The organism is Colwellia sp. (assembly GCF_013214175.1).
Lineage (GTDB): Bacteria > Pseudomonadota > Gammaproteobacteria > Enterobacterales > Alteromonadaceae > Colwellia.
In genome coordinates, this window is sequence record NZ_JABSPA010000003.1 from 265,600 (window position 1) to 283,225 (window position 17,626).

Sequence of the window (17,626 nt, forward strand, 5' to 3'; positions counted from 1 at the left end):
CTTGTTCTCGCCCCTCAATTAATACTACTTTAATCAAACAGGCTACTTATGAATAACCATTTTATAGCTCCAAAATGCAAAAATACCCAGCTAGGTATGACATTTATTGAAGTTTTAATTGCTGTAGTTATCATTGTAACTGGAATTTTAGGTTCAGTTGCAATGCAAGCCACAGCCAAACAAGGGAGTTTTGATGCAATGCAACGCTCCCTTGCATCTAGCTTAGCACAAGATATCATTGCTCGAATAAGAGCAAACAGTGTAGATAATTTAGCTGGATATGCGACAAGTGACTATGGCGAAAATCTAGATGCAGTGCCAGCGGTAAGGTGTAATCGAGAAAATGCACAGTGTACTCCAACCCAAATGGTAACGAATGACAGATATGAATGGGAGTTGGCATTAGTTGGTGGTGATGTAACTTCTGGCGGTAAAAATGCAGGTGGTCTAATTGGTGGTCGTGGTTGTATTTCTCAATCTGGCAATGCTTTAACTATAGTTGTTAGTTGGCAAGGTAGAACTGAGATTTCGGATAGCAAGAAAAGCGAAAGTTGTGGCGCCGCGGGGAAAAAAAGACGTCAAGTTATTGTTCAAGCATTTATTATTTAACAAATTATGGTATTGGATTCAGTATGGGAAAATTGATAACCTCTAAAGTACACCCAAAAATACAAGGCTTCACTTTAGTTGAGCTAATGATCTCACTATCTGTTGGATTAGTACTTTTCGCTGGTGTAATGAGTATATTTGTTGGCATGCGCACCACGACAGCAGAAACTTCCAGTTATGGTGAGTTACAAGAAAATGGTCGTTTTGCCATCAGTGTATTGACCGATGACTTACTTAGACAGAATTTTTGGGGAGATCTTTCCGGAACATTTAGTCAGTCTAGTTTAATTGCTATTCCAGGCGCCCCCGGTACTGACTGTGTTGGCGCGGGAGTTAATAATGGCACATTCCCTCAAAACATTGGACCTTTCAGGACTTTGTGGGGGCAAACTCATACTGGTATAGCTGATAACCCACTAAGTTGCTTTTCTATGCCTGAAGGGACTCGAACTATGACGGGATCTGATGTTATTCAGCTAAAAAGAGTTATTGCTAACCCTATAGTTGCACCAGCGGTAACAATTGCTGGGAATTATTATTTGAGCTCAAATTTAACTACCGGGGCCGTTTTTGCGCATGGTTCACCTGTGCCTTCAGTTGATAATTCAAGGCTATGGCAATATCAACATCATGTTTACTATGTTAGAGAAGAGCCTGTTGGTGACAACTTTGTTCCTGTGTTAATGCAAGGTCGCTTGGCTAATTTTAATATGAGTTTCTCTCCAGTAATTGATGGAATTGAAAAAATACGTTTTATGTACGGTGTTGATACCACTACAGATCCTTCGCTACCAGGCTATGGCGTGGTAGATGCCTTCATTTCTGCGAATAATATGACGCAAGCGTTCTGGGATAATGCCGGTGGTAGCAGAATATTAGCGGTTAAAATATTTGTTCTAGCCCGCGGTATTCGTCAGGATAACAAATATACAAATACGAATACTTACCAGCTAGGGGATTTGCCTTTTGCTGTAAATGATAACTATCGCCGTTTACTTTTTAGTTCAACTGTAACTTTGTATAATTCGAGCGTGGATGCTTGGCAATGATTAATAAAGCTTTTATAAGAGAGAATGATATGAATAAATCACCTAGTAAGGCGAAGCAGGGCGGTATAGTGCTTATCGTTTCACTTGTGTTTTTAGTTGCCCTAACTGCTGTGGCTGCAGCATTAATGCAAAATAGCACCACAGATATGAAAATGTCAGGGGCAAGTGAAGAGAAAGTTGTTGCATTGCAAGAAGTTGTTAGCGCCGTTGATGAAGTTGTGTTTAATCAAGTAGGCCCAGGTAAAGACAATAGCTTTAGTAGACCCGTAGTAGGTAACTTTCCAATTACAGATCAAGCCATTTTACTACCAGGAACGGTAACACAAGCGGATGCTAGAGTTGATGTGGCAAACAATACCTATAACTTAGATATTGCTTGCCCACACTTGAAGATGGCATCTTCAACAGAAGTCTTTAGTTGTAATATGTTAACAGTGAGAGCTAACCGAACCTATGGTCGAACAGGAAAAAGTACTATTTCGGCAGACTCCGGTATCGCACAACAGCTATTAAAGTAAAAGAGTACTTTAAAGCACTATTCTTTTTAGTTTTAGGTAACCCCACGGGACACTCGTTGTTTGTTTGGAGAATTAACATGAATTTGTCAAAGGAAATAAGTAGCATGGCTAAAGCCGTTAGTAATATAGTTTTTAGTGGTTTTGCCGTCTTTTTATTACTGGCATCAACGGCTGGTTTGGCGGAGGATATTGAATTATATGTCAGTGAAACGGCCCTAGAGGCAGAAAGGCGACCAAAAGTTCTCATAATATTTGATACCTCAGGTAGTATGAGGACGGAAGATGATGTTTTTAGAGCGCCCTATGATCCTAGTGGGAGTTATGGTACTCCGGACTCAGAAGATTATATTTACTATACGACTTCTTCTAATATACCGGAGCTTGATTCAGGAAGACGGTTTATTACCGCTATTAATGGCTGTGCTGAATCGCGTGATGCACTTACAACACTTGGTGTTTTTACCGGGAAAATAAAACGCTATAAGAAAAATAGAAAAGAATGGCGGAACCTTCCTAGTAACGGTAATAATATCAAGGTTTTGGATTGTAAAGAGGATCTTGTTGCAGTTAACTCTAATAATGGACAGCACCAAGATGGAACTGTGCTGCCTGCGGGTTACCCGGTTGATTATCAAAGTTCAAATGGTTCACCTATCTATTATACTACTTCAGCAGCAAATTCGGATGCTAGCAGTTGGAGCCAAATAGTTACTCTATATAGCGCTCATTACCTTCGTTGGTATTATTACGGTGTTGTCCCTGAGCCTAGAACGCGCATGGAAGTGGCGAAAGAAAGTGTTACTAACTTAATTAATTCATCTCCAGGTGTTGATTTTGGTTTACAAATTTTTAATCGTAATGGTAATGGCGGTCGTATTATACATGGTCTTAAGGAGACCACAGCTAGTGCTAAAACTGACTTGTTAAACTTTGTCGAAGACAATAATCATGCTAACAATCTAGTGGCAAGCGGTAGTACCCCTTTATGTGAGTCATTATTTGAAAGTTATCAATATCTTAGTGGTAAGACTGTTTGGTATGGTGACGATTATATATACGATAGTTATGATTATAATCCAGCAAGAGATACAACGATTGAAAGTGGAAGTAACTATTCAAAGCCTTTTACTGCATGTAATGAAACCATTTATATAGTGATGATTTCTGATGGCGAACCAACCAGTGATACTCAAGCAAATGGGCTTATTGAAGCGATAGGTGCATCAGGGCAAGTTAAAATCACCTCGACTGATAAGTTCTATTGGACAGTTGGGTCTAGTACATATAACAGTTATTTACCAGCCCTTGCGGGTTGGATGTACAATAACGATATACATTCGACAATAGCCGGTCGGCAAAACGCTGAAGTTTATACCATAGGTTTTGGTGCAAATATAACTGATGCCGCACCGGTGCTTGCTGAAACAGCAATACGGGGGGGCGGGGAATACTTTCCTGCAACCGATAGTGCATCGTTAACCGCGGCATTAACTGCTGTCTTAGCCAATATAGAGCCTAGTAATGATAGTTTAACTTCTGCTTCAGTTGCTTCAAATAATTTTGATAGGACAGAAACACTGGACTCTGTTTATTACTCAATGTTTGAACCGTCCAGACGTCCTAGGTGGCAAGGTAACCTAAAAAAATATAAAGTTACTAATGGTGTTCAAATAGGAGCTAATGGTGTCGCTGCCATTAATGAAACAAACGGTCACTTCTCTGAAGACGTACAAAGTTACTGGTCAAGCAGTGTTGATGGCGACTTAGTAGGTGAAGGTGGTGTTGCTGAAATGCTGCGTAATAAAACTGGCCGAGTCATTTTAAGTGATTTAGGCGATAATTACGCTTTAGTAGGCTTAACTTACACAGATGCAACGAGTAGCACAGCATATCCAACGCCAGCTGAGTTAGCGGTAGTTTTAGGTGTTACTAATGATGAAACCAGTATCCAAGCTAGCCTAGATTGGATAAATGGCATTGATGTTGATGATGACGATGAAGACGGTCTTAGTGATGACATTCGAGCTGATGTATTTGGCGATCCGCTACACTCTAAACCGGTCGTTATCAATTTTGGTAATAATGATATTTATATTGTTGTCGGCACCAATCAAGGTGTGCTGCATATGTTTAAAGATAATGATACGCTTAATACCATAGAAGAAAAATGGGCATTTATGCCGAAAGAGTTTTTAGCTAATACACCTATTTTACGAGATAACTTAAGTACCGCTGAAAAAGTGTATGGTATTGATGGTCTTATTACAGCCCATATCGTTGATAAAAATGGTGATGGTATTGTTAATAGCGCTGATGGTGATAAAGCTTGGCTTTTCTTCGGTTTTAGACGTGGTGGTAACTCCTACTACGCCATGGATGTTACAAACCCAGCTGCACCTGAGGTAATGTGGAAAATCAAAGGCGGTATAGAAGATGACCCTTTTGAAGAGTTAGGCCAATCTTGGTCTCAACCAAAAATTACCTATTCTAAGTTTAATGCCTCAACAACTGTAGCTAAGCCAGTATTAGTGTTTGGTGGTGGTTATGATCCAGAAAAAGACTCTCATGCTGTTGGTGGAATCAATGGAGCTGATAGTGTCGGCAAAGCGATTTATATGGTTGATGCTGAACAGGGTACCTTGATTTGGAGTTTAGCGCCAAAGGGAAACACCGTTTTTGCTGGCACAGATAGCATCCCATCGAGTATTGCAGTAATTGATAGTGATGGCGATGGCCTAACTGATCGCCTTTATGCGGGTGATACTGGCGGTAATGTCTGGCGTATAGATATGCCAAGTAACCTTAAAAGTGAAATATCGGTATTTAAATTAGCTAGTTTTGGTGGTGATACCTTAGCTGATGATAGGAGGTTCTTTAATGAACCGAGTATGGTTCGTGCTTTCATTTCCGAAACTATTGATTCAGGTCAAAAGGACTCTAGTGGTAAGGCTATAATTGTTCAGCAAGATATCCCCTACGATGCTGTGTTAATTGGCAGTGGCGATAGATCTAATCCGCTCGGAACGGATACTAATGATACATTCTTTATGATCAAAGACCATAATATTACCACTCAACAATTTACAGCTAGTAGTACACCAGCCATGCCAAGTCCACCAATAGTGATAGGTGACCTAGCTGATTACACTGATAATCCTTTTGATGAGACCTTAACTTCTCAACAGAAAGAGACGCTATCTCTGCAAGTAAGTTTGAAGTCGGGCTGGTTTATGGACTTAGGATTACCCGGCGAAAAAAACACATCTTCTGCTTTGGTTATAAATAATGTGGTTTATTTCACCACTTATACTCCACCTTTATCGAGCGTTAGCTCAACAAGTTGTGATATTCCTAATGGCCAAGGCTGGTTATATGCGGTTGATTTGTCTTTAGGAATTAGTAGATTTGAATCGCCAACTGAAGACCCTGATAATCCAGATGATAGAAAAATCTTTATCAGCGAACAATTTTTAGGGGCACCTACTTTAATTGTCACACCAAAATTGGACCCTGATACCGGAATTTCAGAGCCTGATGGCAATATCATCGTAGGTCGGGAAATAATACCAGTAGGTTTTAAACTGCAAACGCTACGAACTTATTTATATGTAACAGAGAATTAACACTTATGATAAAAAATGATGCAATTAAAGATAATGGGATAGCCAATAGTGCGTACGGCTTTACCTTAATTGAGCTAATGATCGCTGTAGCTATTGTAGGCATACTCGCAACAGTTGCCTATCCATCATATGTTGATTATGTGGTGCGTTCGAATAGATCTGAAGCTCCTAGAGAGTTAGTTCGCTTAGCAAACTTGCAAGAGCAGCTATTTGTTGATAGTCGAGCATATACCGCTGATATGAGTGATTTAGTTGGTACCTCAACTGTATACGAAACACCAAATAAACATTATAAAATTTCGGCAACAGTGGTAGGTAGTACTTTTACTTTAACGGCAACAGCGCAAGGTACACAAGCCACTAATGATACAGACTGTATTAAAATCGAAATAACTGACACAGGTAGTAAAACACCTGCGGTCTGTTGGGAAGGATAATATGAAAAACTTTATTATATCAACTTGTTGTGTGCTTATACTCTCAATTTTTTCTGCTCAAGCTGCGATGCTAAGTGAGGGCAGCAATAATAAAAATATTGAAAAGAATAAAAAAGTAAACGCTAAATGCCACGTTGTTTTAGTAGATGGTAGCGAAGCTATTATCTTTTATCGTATTAAAGCTGAAAAATTCAGTAAACTGACCAATAAAATAGTAGGAAAAAGAGTATTAACTCAAAAGTCGACTAAAAAAATAAAAGTATATCGAGCTTATGAATGTGTATTGGATAAGGAAGACTTTACTAGCCAAAAATCACAGTCATTGGATAAGAAAACTGAGCGTTAGAGAATTTATAGTGTTATGTTAAAAAGCGATAATTCCTAGCGAGCATCGCTTTTTTAATATTAAAATAAGAGTTAATTAATAACTAGCAAATAACTAATTACAGACTATTTTATTCTTACTTCTGTCTTCATCAATACCGTCACCATCACTATCGGAGCTTAGGTAAGTCCTACCTGAAAGTGATACATCGACACCTCGCGAGAAGTCATTTAATCCATTAGGACAATAGCTGAACACATCAACATTGTTAGTATCTAGTTGTCCGCTTGCATTATAAGTTACGGTAGAAAAAGCAAAATCTAACTTATCACCTGCTTTAATTGCAGCCTTTTCTTTTATTAAGCCATCAACTGAAATCACCCCAATTCTACCAGTCCAAACTAGAGTGTTTTGACAAGTATCATTTTCGTTTAATGGGCATAAAGTAGCATTTAATCCGGAGTTTATTGCGGCATTTCGGGTGGTCATTAAAAGGCGTTGAATTTCCGCTACTTCATTATCAACTCGCATTTGTACGGTAAAGCTATTCATACTAGGTAGGGCTATGGCCAGAGCAATACCAGCAATTGCAATAGTTACCATTAACTCAACTAAAGAAAATCCTTTGTAATTCGCTGTGATTTTTTTGGGGCTTTTAGCTGGTGCTATATTGTCTATTGAAGAGGAAACAGCACTAAGGTTAATTAAATCATGGCTTTTAGGTAAGGGGGCGATAGAACTTTGTTTCTCTAAACTTGAATGTAGGTACTGCATAATATTTAACCAAATAATACAACTTAGATAATATTTATAACACTTTCCCATAAAACTCGCTAGTGCTATATATCGTCGAGGTTAACGATATATAGCCGTATTAATGTGGTTACACTTTATAGCTCGCTACTGGGTACACTTGTTGGGCTGATATGTTCTATAGGGTAGCAGCCTAGCACTTTAATGAAATTCGTATGCGGAGTAATATCGTTAATGGCCTCTTGTAGAGCAAAACTATTTAAATTGGCTTCGACATCGATATAAAACATCTCTTCCCATGGGCGTCCTTGAATAGGGCGAGACTCAAGTTTGCACATATTAATACCTTTATCTTTCAGCACTAATAAACACTCGACTAAGGCACCGGCTTTTTGACCTGTTGAGAGTATAATCGCGGTTTTCGCAGGTATTTGTTCTGCCACATCAACGGCTTTTCGAGCAACTAAAATAAAGCGGGAATGGTTTTCAGTTTGATTAGCTATAGACTGCTCTAACGCGTGTAATTGATATAGATGACCACCTTCTTCGCTACCTATAACTGCAGTGGTCTCATCTTGTAAATCAGCAACTCTTGCCATGGCATCAGCTGTACTATCACAATACTCAATGCGAATGTCCGTTTGCTTATCTAGGAAGTTACTACATTGCGCAAAGGGCTGTCCGTGTGCGTATATGGTTTTTATTTTAGCTAAGCTTGTATTTACCGACGTTAGCAAACAATGCTCTATTGGCTGTGTTATTTCACCAACAATGAAGAGGTTGGTATGCTGTAGTAAATCATAAACTTCGTTAATACTACCAGAGCTAGTGTTTTCTATCGGCAGCATGCCGTAATCTACTTGTCCTGATTCTACTTGATTTAATATGTCAGAAAAATTTTGGCAACCTGATTCAATGATTTTCTCAGCTCGACGTGAAAAATAGCGATGACTAGCAAGGTAGCTATATGAACCTTTATCACCTAAGAAGGCTACGCTTACTGTTGGCACTTGAATGTCAGGATTGGCTAACGTTTGTAAGTAAGCTTGTTGATTTAATACCGAGTCTTCAATAATCGTTTGAAATACACTGGTAACATAGTGAGCATCTAAACCTAAGGTTTTACCATGCTTAATTAAGCGTATTAACAGTTCTTGTTCGCGTTGTTGATCTCTAATAGGGCGTATTTGTTGAACCTTACTCTTGGCAACATTAAGTGTTAACGCTCGACGTTTGGCAAACAAAGCTAATAAATCTTGATCTAAAAGCGTTATCTCTTGTCGTATCTCATTTAAATCTAACTTCTCGCTCACTTGTTTACCTTTTTATTGTTGATTGACCGTTTGGTTTGAGTAGTTACTCTAGCTAGCTTAGCTAAATAGTGTCAACTGTTTCTTTAGACGTTTTTTGTTAATCAGTGCTATTTAGGGAATGCATTGAAATACAATAGCAAAGCTACATAGGGTGGCTATAGCCCATACTATTGATCTTAACAGGCTAATATTTAACAAATAGAAAATGTTATAAAGCACTCTTGCAATAACATGAACGACGGCCAAGACTACTATAGTTTGCTGCATGTTGTTTGTTGCCAGCGCTAAAATGACAGCAGGGGCGAAAAGAATAACTGACTCAAAAGCATTTTGATGGGCTGCTAGGGCTCGCGCACCAAACCCTGTTAATTTACTTTGCTGCTCCCTTGGGTGATTGTTATTGTAGCCACCAAGTTTAGCCATAGCAAAAGCCACCGGGCCTTTTGCCAGCAGTGGTAAAAGTAGTGCTATAAATAAGCAAATAATTAAAATAGTCATGTTTATCTCGTTATTGAATTTTATTCGTCATTGAATGTTATCTTGGTGTCAATTTAGTTAACGCTACCGAAGAAAAATTAATAGCTAACTAAGGTCAACTTGTACTGTGTCTTTCCCGGTAAAAATGGCGAAGCAATACCTTGTTCCCAGTCACTGTGCCCAACGCCATAATAAGGACTCCATGGGTGACCCGATTGGCTAGTCGGCATATGAAATATGCCGTCACTTTCATAACCTGGCGATACCACCATACGTTCTGAGGCGCCAAAGGCTTTGCCTTGTACTCTCGGCATATAACTATCACCCGCTAACGCTTTGCCTGGCATATCAAGCCAATAATTTAATAAAGGCAGGGCACTACTCAGCGGGTGCTTAATCGCCGAGCTATTTTGTTGACCCCAGGTCGCAGCACTTAGTGGTTGGTCTTTCGACATATCGGAAATGGTTAACGCGAGTGCCTGAGTAAATACCTCTTGCCAACTATGTTCTCCTAACATCATAAAGTTCTGAGGTTGTTCATTAATTAGTTGCCATAGCGGTGTTTCTATTTGGTGGCGAATGCTCTTGAAATTAAAAGCTTGATCAATATTTTTTAAACTAGTGTTTAATTCGAAGAAAACACTGTCTCTGAGGTTAATTCTAAAATTACGTACTAAGCGATAGCTAACCGAGTCAATGCTAGCTCGTAAAGCCTCAGGGCTTACTAACAAGCTCTTTACTTGCGCAAAGTTGCTATGTTGGGCAAGAACTTGTTCGGTTAATACCGTTTCTAGAATAAACTGCTGCCAGCGTTGCAAAAAAATGGCTTCATCATCTAAGCCGATGTTAAGTAGGGCTTGTTCGTCAAATTGTTCTTGGGATAGTAAATTATCTCTAATTTGCTTTGAACGAGCACCCAGCGCATAGCCACCATTGCCAAGTTTTGCATACATTTCACCGCCAACAACTCTGGAATTAGCGGTCCATAACCTTTGATTTTCTGGGTTTGAAATCTGAGGATATTGTGCCGGGGTTAAGTAACCTTGCCAACTATTATCTCCGGAACTCCAAGATTGAGGTGTTTCACCAATTGTGCCTTTCTTGTTGGGGATTGGCCCCATAATAGTCCAACCAATCGCGCCGTTTTTATCCGCTACCAGTATATTTTGAGAAGGAATACCTGAGCGAGCAGCAATATTTAAAGCCTGCGCTACCGTTTGCGCCTGCTCTAATTGAGTAGCAGTTAAGTTGACCGCTTCTTTATCATGAGCAACCCAGCGATAAGCAAGTGAATTTCCTTGATGGTCTTTACCAATAACGGGCCCCCAGATTGTTTCCTTTATCGTGATCTCTTGGCCTTTTTGACCTTTAATGGCGATTACTTGTTTATGAAAAGTAAAGTCTTGGTAGCCTGTAGGTGTTAAATATTGGGTGTCATCAGCATTACTGGTTAGCACAATTACATCACTATAGTCGCCATAGCTGTTGGTAAAGCCCCAAGCAATATTACCATTGCTACCAATAACCATATTTGGCGTGCCTGGCAGGGTAGCGCCAGTAACTTTAATTTGCTCAGTAACGGATTTTAAACCTTCAATTCTAATATGTGGATATTCAAAAGAAGCACGAAACCAAGTATTAGGTACACGAATACCAAGGTGCATGTCATTGGCTAATATGGCACTTCCTGTCGCGCTTAACGCCCCTGAAATAGCCCAGCTGTTAGACCCAGGCAGGTGGTCGCCTTGGTACCTATTTTCAATATTGTTAGCTAACTCTGCATTGCTTATTAATGTTGTGCTATTGCTGATATTGCTGCTATCGATGTTAACGCTTGATGCTGAAGGCCAAGCCCCTTTTGGCATAGGTGATGGAGGTAATTGACTACCATCAATTGCGGCATCCCATATACTGCCTTTGGGATCTAAAAATGCGTAAACATCACCGGATAAAACTGCCTTCATCAAACCGAGTGTACGTTCACGTCTACCGTCGTGGTATTGAAGATCTATATACATACTAAAAATAGTTAGGATTGAGTCTTCTTCACTCCATTGAACCGGCTCTTGTTGAAGAAGTAGGTATTCAAAAGGCGAAGAGTATAAATACTTCAATCCTTGGTTGACGCCTCGAGTATAGGCTTTAATTAAATCAAATTGCTCTTGCGGCAACTGAGCTACAATTGCTCTGGCGCGATCACGAAAGCGATGTTTACGGATTGATTTATCATAATCCAGTGCTACAGGGCCGAATAGGCTTGCCAATTCACCGGCTGAGTTTCGCCTTAACAGATCCATCTGAAAGAATCGTTCTTGTGCATGAACAAATCCTAGCGCCACAGAAATATCGGCTCTGTTTTGAGCTTTTATCGTGGCAATACCTTGTTTGTCTCGCTCAATTACTGCCGTCTTAGTTAAACCAAAAACGGTTTTTTTCCCGTCTAGCAGTGGTAAAGCGCTATCAACTTTACTGTAAAGCCAAGTTAATGCCGTAGCTAACACTAATAAACTGATAAGTAAGAATCCGGTGAGTATTTTTTTTATTTTGGTCATGGATAAGGCAAGCTATAAAAGTTGATATAGCAGAGTAACTTAAAATGTCGCTTGGGAGTATTCTTAGTTACTTTTATTTAAGCAGAGGCAGTGGCAAGATAAATAACGAGAATAAGGAATTGGGATAGCATATTGTGCATGCAATTTAGGGCTATAAACTATAGCTTTTCTGGCTCTTACACTTTGCCTTTATCACTTTGCTTGTCGATGGTGACGCTAGCTGCTCTGCTGTATTTCCTTTAACAGGCGCGGTGAAATATGAAATAAATTGGTTTAGTTTGTCACTAAAGACCATAGCGCTATTAAAAAACTCATTAGATTTACTGACAACATCCATGGTTAACTGTGAGTTTTCTTCGGTTAATATCGCAGGGTTTGACAGAATTAAACCAGTAGAAAAACTATTACGGTATTGACTAGTTATTTTGCTAGGTTTTCTTTCTACTAGATTGATAATTTTATAATTATTGTACGGGTGGCTCAAAATATGGTTAACTTTTAAAGACTGTACTTCAACTGAAGGCGTGGCGAGTGCAGGCGTAATATTGATTAAGATTACGAATGTGATCGTAAAGCTAACTAATAGTAATTTAATTGATTTCATTGCCTATATCCTTTAGTTTTGTCGATATATTGGTTAAGTATTGTGCTGATTACGTCCTGGTCGCACCCTACCTCTGAGCTTTATCTATTATTTAAGATTACTCAATTGTTACAAATGTTACTTTACTGGTTGTTTGATTATTAAGCTAGCAAGTTGAGATAAGTTGCTTCTTTCACACGGTAGATAGCAAAAGCCGCTAAAAGAATCATTGCATCGCAATGCCGGCAGTTATTTTACCCATATACTCTTTTTAATAGAACTGTTTCAGTTGATAAATATTTCAAATTATTTGAAATAGTAACAATAAAATTTATAAGGCTAGTTTATTACCGTTACCGAAGGGCGGCTAAATAAAAACAACACTGGCGTTAAGGTTGATGTAACCATAACGCCAGTGTTGTTAGTTTTTAAGTTTATAAGCTGATGCTAACTTCATCTCTATCCTAGCTAGAACTTAGCTATGCCCTAACTATAATTAAGGTTAAGACTCAGAGCTACTTAGTTGACGTTTTTTTTCCAAACGATATTGATGCAGTAAAGGCTCGGTATAACCATTAGGCTGCTTAGCTCCTTTGAATATCAAAGCGGAAGCGGCTTTAAAAGCAATACTATGGCTAAAGTCATCGCTCATCGCTTGATAGCTAGTATCACTTGCATTTTGCTTATCAACAATACGGGCCATTTTCTCTAAACTTGCTTGTACCTGTTCAGTAGTACAAATGTTATGTGTCAGCCAATTAGCAATATGTTGACTGGAAATTCTTAAGGTTGCTCTATCTTCCATCAAGCCGACATCATTTATATCGGGTACCTTAGAGCATCCGACACCGTCATCTATCCAGCGTACTACATAACCTAAAATCCCTTGGCAATTATTGTCTAGCTCTGCAGTAATCTCAGCTGTACTCCAGTTAGTATTTTCTGCAAGTGGAATGGTTAAAATATCGTCGATATTGGCAACTTTACGCTGACTCAGCTGTTTTTGTAAAGCAAATACATTTACTTTGTGATAATGCAGAGCATGTAGGGTTGCTGCAGTAGGTGAGGGTACCCAAGCGGTATTCGCACCGGCCTCGACATGATTTATTTTAGTAGCCAACATGTTCGACATTTGATCGGGAATTGGCCACATACCTTTACCAATTTGCGCCTTTTGGCTAAAGCCGCAAGCAAGTCCGACATCAACATTGTTATCTTCATAGGCGCCAATCCACGGCGTTAGTTTTATATCCGCTTTCCTTGCCATAGCACCGGCCATCATTGAGGTATGAATTTCATCGCCGGTTCTGTCTAAAAAGCCTGTATTGATAAATACCACGCGATCTTTAGCGGCATAAATACAGTTCTTTAAATTGACACTGGTACGTCTTTCTTCATCCATAATGCCCATTTTTATGGTATTGCTTGGTAATGACAAAGCCTTTTCCACTCGAGAGAATAAGGTATCAGCAAAAGCCACTTCCTCAGGACCGTGCATTTTTGGCTTAACAATGTAAATTGAACCCTCACTACTGTTACAGTATTCGCCATTACCTTTTAAGTCATGCAAGGCCACCAAAGAGGTGATCATTGCATCGAGTATGCCTTCGGGTATTTCATTACCCTGGCTATCGATAATGGCATTATTTGTCATCAAATGGCCAACATTACGAACGAACATTAAACTGCGACCTTTCAGGGTCACGGTATCGCCGTTTAGTGTTTGCACGCTAAAATCATCGTTCATGGTACGAGTGATGGTTTGACCATTTTTGTTTAGCTTGGCAGTTAACTTACCTGTCATTAAACCTAACCAATTACGATAAGCTAATACTTTATCTTCACCATCTACCGCAGCGACTGAATCTTCGCAATCCATAATAGTTGTTAAAGCCGACTCAAGCACTATGTCACTTAAGCCCGTAGCATCTTGTTGACCAATAACACTCTTGTCATTAAACAATAAACTAAGATGTAAGCCGTTATGAATAAACATCAATGACTCTGGCTTATTAATACTGCCAGTAAAGCCAATAAAAGCTGACGGTGTTTTTAAGGCGGTTTGTTGACCGTCAGTTAAAGTAACCATCAATTGTTGCTCGGTTAAATGGTAACTAACTGCTTGAGTATGGCTGCCAGAAACAAGTGGCAGCGCTTGATCTAAATGGGCTTTGGCAAAAGCGACCACCTTTTTACCACGTATTGGATTATAGGCTTTAGTTGCCTCGGCGCCATCCTCATAACTGATGGCATCACTGCCATAAAGTGCATCATATAGACTGCCCCAACGTGCGTTTACTGCGTTTAAAGCAAAGCGAGCATTCATTATTGGCACAACAAGTTGCGGCCCTGCCATCAAAGCTAGCTCATTATCAACATTAGAGGTGTTGATACTAAAGTCATCTACAGGGGGAACAAGATAATTGATATCCGCTAAAAATTGCTTATAGTGTAAAAAGTTAAGCGGCTTATTGTCTTGGTGGTAATTATCTATGCTCGCTTGTAAAACATCACGCTTTACTAATAGTTGTTGATTTTCGGGACTTAGGTCATTAATTATTTTTGAAAACTGCTGCCAAAAGTGACTTGAACTAATGGCGGTGCCAGGCAATGCTTCATATTCAATAAAATCAAAAAGACATTGGCTTACGGTTAAGTTTTCTATGGTTACTGTCGATGGCATTATTACTTGGCCTTATTTCAAAAACTTGCTGTTAAAAGGATTAAGAATATTGGTATGAAAGTTTCTATTTCAAAAGGTCATTTTAGGATGATTACCTTGAAACAGAGCGGTAAATAAATCTTAATGATAATCCTATGGCTTATTATCACTGCTGGCAATAGTACTTCTAGGCTCTAAAGCGGTATCTATTAAGGCTACTTCGATTTCGATATTTACTAAGTTATTGTTAAATAGACTTAATGTTGTTTTATTGACCTAGCTTAACTACCTTGGATGATATTATTGTACTTTATGATAAACACCATTCATCTTATGAATGATGATGGTATTTGTCACTTACTAGTGACTAATATCAAAAACGTTTAGGTAAACAATTGCAGTAATAGCGGTATTAACCAAGGGCTGATGAGTGCAGTGAGTAATGCGGATAAAATCAGTGCAACTGAGCTATATGCACCATGTTCAGCACTCACTCTCACCAATACCGCCGTGCCAATAACATGGCTAGCACTACCTATTGCCAAGCCTTGCGCTTTTGCTGAGTTTACCCCGATAGTTCTCAGCCAAGCAGGCCCTAGTAAAGCGCCAAATAGGCCAGCAATTAAAATGGCAAAAGTAGTGATTGAGCTATCTCCGGATAATTGCTCTGTTAAAGTAATACCAATAGGAGTAGTCACAGATTTAAGCGATAAAGCTATGGCTATCTCAGGGGCTTTAATAAAGGTCATTGCCATAATAAAACTGACTATTATCACCACAATAATACCTAAAACTAAAATAGACATAATCTCTCGCCAATGAACTTTTATCTGTCTGAGCTGTTGATATAGCGGAAAGCCTAGGGCAACAATTGCTGGCTCTAACATTAGGTTAAGCACGTATGTCGCTTGGCTATATTCTTGATAGTTAATATCAACAAAAAGCAACAGCGGCACTAGTACCGTGATGGTTATCAACATCGGGTTTAACCAAATGGTTTGCCATTTTTGTTGCTGATTTACTGCTAATTGATAGCATGCCACCGTTATTAAAGTGATAGCTATACTTGCCAAAACAGGGAAGTCTATAACTAAGCTAGTAAGCATTATGTTTTACCCTCAGATGAATTTTCATCATTAGGTACTGGTTTAGTTAGTAAGCGTTCACTGAGGTAACCAATCACAGTCAATAAGATAAATGTTGAACTGAAAATAATAGCAATCAATGCGACACCGTGTTCTTGTATTAATTGAAAGTGATTAATTACCCCAACGCCTGCGGGAACAAAACAAACCCCCATATGCCTAACTAACCACTGATTGGTCGCGGTAACTTTTTTAGCACTAAACCAGTTTAGCTGTAAAAATATGGCATAAATAACCATGCCGTATAAGCTTGCCGGTAAGCCTGCCAATAAATGGTGAGCTAGCTTTCCTAGCAATAAACTAATACTGATGGCAAAAAGGGTATAAAGGGTGTTTTTCATGGAATGTTATTGATTCTCTTGGCATTCTTGTGCGGCAGCAATAACCAATTGTCTAAACCAAATATGGCTGGCGTCGTGATGCAATAATGGACTCCAGATCATTTTTAACTCTATTTCCGGGATATCAAAGGGCGGTTTTATAATAGTATAGTTACTGTCATTTTTATGTAACATCGCCGCTTTTGTTGGTAAAGTGGCAATTAAGTTATCTTCGTAAGCTAATTGCATGGCAACATGGTAATTACGGGTAAACACCTTAATGTCACGCTTCTTACCTAAGCGGGCAAGTGCTTCATCAACCCACCCGAGCTTTTGTACATCTTTAGGGTCCATACCCACGCCGACACCAAAACCTGTTTTTGACACCCAAACGTGTTTAGCACCCAGGTAAGCATTTAAATTAAATTTACTGACTAATGGGCTGTCAGCATTTAATAAACAAGAAAAAGAGTCACGCCAAATCGCTTTTTGGTGGAAAGATTGCGGCAACTCATCAAAACGATTAATCGCCATATCAATTTTACCTGCCTCTACATCATGAAAGGTGACATCACTTGGCGTCATAATGTCTAAGGTGATATTAGGTGCTACTTCATTTAAAGCCCTTAGTAGTTTAGGGATCAGCGTTGAAGCGGCATAATCACTGGCCATTATCCTAAAAACTCGCTGACTTTTTAATTCGTTAAATTCTTCCTCACCTTGCAAGGCCTCTTCTAACTCAAGCAATATTTTACGAATGCTTGGTCCTAAAGCGCGAGCACGCTCTGTCGGTACCATGCCATCAGAAGTACGCACTAAAATAGGGTCGTTAAATAAAGTTCTTAATCGTTTTAAGCCATTACTCATTGCAGGTTGAGTAATGTTAAGTTGGCTTGCGGCCCGAGTAACATTCTTCTCTCGCAATAATACGTCTAAATAAATAAGTAAATTCAAATCAATTTTAGAAATATTCATGTCGTTGATGGCTCTCTCAATAAATATAAGTCAGGTAGATATAAGCTATAAACAGGGCTAATTCAATGAGTTTTTGTGATTTTAGTGATAAAAACTGGTCGATAAGTGCCATAAATACGGCGGAGTATTCATATTGTGAATACCGGTCATTGTAATTATATATTTCAAAAATACCCTAGCCATGAGTTATTGTTTTTGTAGTCCGGTATGAAAGCTTACTTTTTGACATTCATTCTAGGTATTGAACCTAAGTAATGAAACATTAGGGTGAGACGTTAACAACCA

Annotated in this window: 15 protein-coding genes; 6 read left to right on the forward strand and 9 right to left on the reverse strand. The window is 39.1% G+C overall.

Features of this window, described 5'->3' with window-relative positions:
• The first annotated feature begins 48 nt into the window (after nucleotides 1-48).
• The 6 genes from pilV (at nucleotide 49) to HRT55_RS09670 (ending at nucleotide 6,582) form a co-directional block, all read left to right on the forward strand.
• Complete coding sequence (pilV, locus tag HRT55_RS09645; RefSeq protein WP_291620816.1) at nucleotides 49-609, forward strand: type IV pilus modification protein PilV; 561 nt, start codon at nucleotides 49-51, stop codon at nucleotides 607-609.
• Nucleotides 610-632: 23 nt separating this feature from the next.
• A complete protein-coding gene (locus HRT55_RS09650; protein WP_291620818.1) occupies nucleotides 633-1,658 on the forward strand; it encodes a PilW family protein in 1,026 nt (341 codons plus the stop codon).
• A 29-nt stretch (nucleotides 1,659-1,687) separates the two neighbouring features.
• Nucleotides 1,688-2,176 (forward strand): PilX N-terminal domain-containing pilus assembly protein, encoded by a 489-nt coding sequence (locus HRT55_RS09655; RefSeq protein ID WP_291620820.1) that lies wholly within the window; start codon nucleotides 1,688-1,690, stop codon nucleotides 2,174-2,176.
• 104 nt (nucleotides 2,177-2,280) lie between these two features.
• The gene (locus HRT55_RS09660) at nucleotides 2,281-5,799 is read left to right on the forward strand and encodes a PilC/PilY family type IV pilus protein (RefSeq protein WP_291620821.1); all 3,519 of its coding nucleotides are present in this window, start codon (nucleotides 2,281-2,283) and stop codon (nucleotides 5,797-5,799) included.
• Nucleotides 5,800-5,804: 5 nt separating this feature from the next.
• Entirely contained in the window at nucleotides 5,805-6,236 is a 432-nt protein-coding gene (locus HRT55_RS09665) for a type IV pilin protein (protein ID WP_291620823.1), read from the forward strand.
• A gap of 1 nt (nucleotide 6,237) precedes the next feature.
• The gene (locus tag HRT55_RS09670) at nucleotides 6,238-6,582 is read left to right on the forward strand and encodes a TapY2 family type IVa secretion system protein (protein ID WP_291620825.1); all 345 of its coding nucleotides are present in this window, start codon (nucleotides 6,238-6,240) and stop codon (nucleotides 6,580-6,582) included.
• Nucleotides 6,583-6,675: 93 nt separating this feature from the next.
• On the opposite strand, the gene HRT55_RS09675 is transcribed toward HRT55_RS09670, so the two are convergent.
• From HRT55_RS09675 to HRT55_RS09715, 9 genes are all read right to left on the reverse strand, one after another.
• The gene (locus HRT55_RS09675) at nucleotides 6,676-7,335 is read right to left on the reverse strand and encodes a GspH/FimT family pseudopilin (protein WP_291620827.1); all 660 of its coding nucleotides are present in this window, start codon (nucleotides 7,333-7,335) and stop codon (nucleotides 6,676-6,678) included.
• A 116-nt stretch (nucleotides 7,336-7,451) separates the two neighbouring features.
• Nucleotides 7,452-8,627 (reverse strand): chorismate mutase, encoded by a 1,176-nt coding sequence (locus HRT55_RS09680; RefSeq protein WP_291620828.1) that lies wholly within the window; start codon nucleotides 8,625-8,627, stop codon nucleotides 7,452-7,454.
• 111 nt (nucleotides 8,628-8,738) lie between these two features.
• Complete coding sequence (locus HRT55_RS09685) at nucleotides 8,739-9,125, reverse strand: MAPEG family protein (RefSeq protein ID WP_291610442.1); 387 nt, start codon at nucleotides 9,123-9,125, stop codon at nucleotides 8,739-8,741.
• 77 nt (nucleotides 9,126-9,202) lie between these two features.
• Nucleotides 9,203-11,656: a penicillin acylase family protein gene (locus HRT55_RS09690; protein ID WP_291620830.1), complete on the reverse strand. Its 2,454-nt coding sequence runs from the start codon at nucleotides 11,654-11,656 to the stop codon at nucleotides 9,203-9,205.
• A 151-nt stretch (nucleotides 11,657-11,807) separates the two neighbouring features.
• The gene (locus HRT55_RS09695; protein ID WP_291620831.1) at nucleotides 11,808-12,260 is read right to left on the reverse strand and encodes a hypothetical protein; all 453 of its coding nucleotides are present in this window, start codon (nucleotides 12,258-12,260) and stop codon (nucleotides 11,808-11,810) included.
• Nucleotides 12,261-12,741: 481 nt separating this feature from the next.
• Nucleotides 12,742-14,922 (reverse strand): malate synthase G, encoded by a 2,181-nt coding sequence (locus HRT55_RS09700; RefSeq protein ID WP_291620833.1) that lies wholly within the window; start codon nucleotides 14,920-14,922, stop codon nucleotides 12,742-12,744.
• A gap of 362 nt (nucleotides 14,923-15,284) precedes the next feature.
• Nucleotides 15,285-16,007, reverse strand: coding sequence for an LrgB family protein (locus HRT55_RS09705; RefSeq protein ID WP_291620835.1), 723 nt, complete (start codon nucleotides 16,005-16,007; stop codon nucleotides 15,285-15,287).
• Nucleotides 16,007-16,387, reverse strand: a complete 381-nt coding sequence (locus HRT55_RS09710; protein WP_291620837.1) for a CidA/LrgA family protein — start codon at nucleotides 16,385-16,387, stop codon at nucleotides 16,007-16,009. Before HRT55_RS09710 ends, HRT55_RS09705 begins: the two co-directional genes overlap by 1 nt.
• Nucleotides 16,388-16,393: 6 nt before the next feature.
• Complete coding sequence (locus tag HRT55_RS09715) at nucleotides 16,394-17,341, reverse strand: LysR family transcriptional regulator (RefSeq protein ID WP_291620839.1); 948 nt, start codon at nucleotides 17,339-17,341, stop codon at nucleotides 16,394-16,396.
• Nucleotides 17,342-17,626 lie beyond the last annotated feature (285 nt).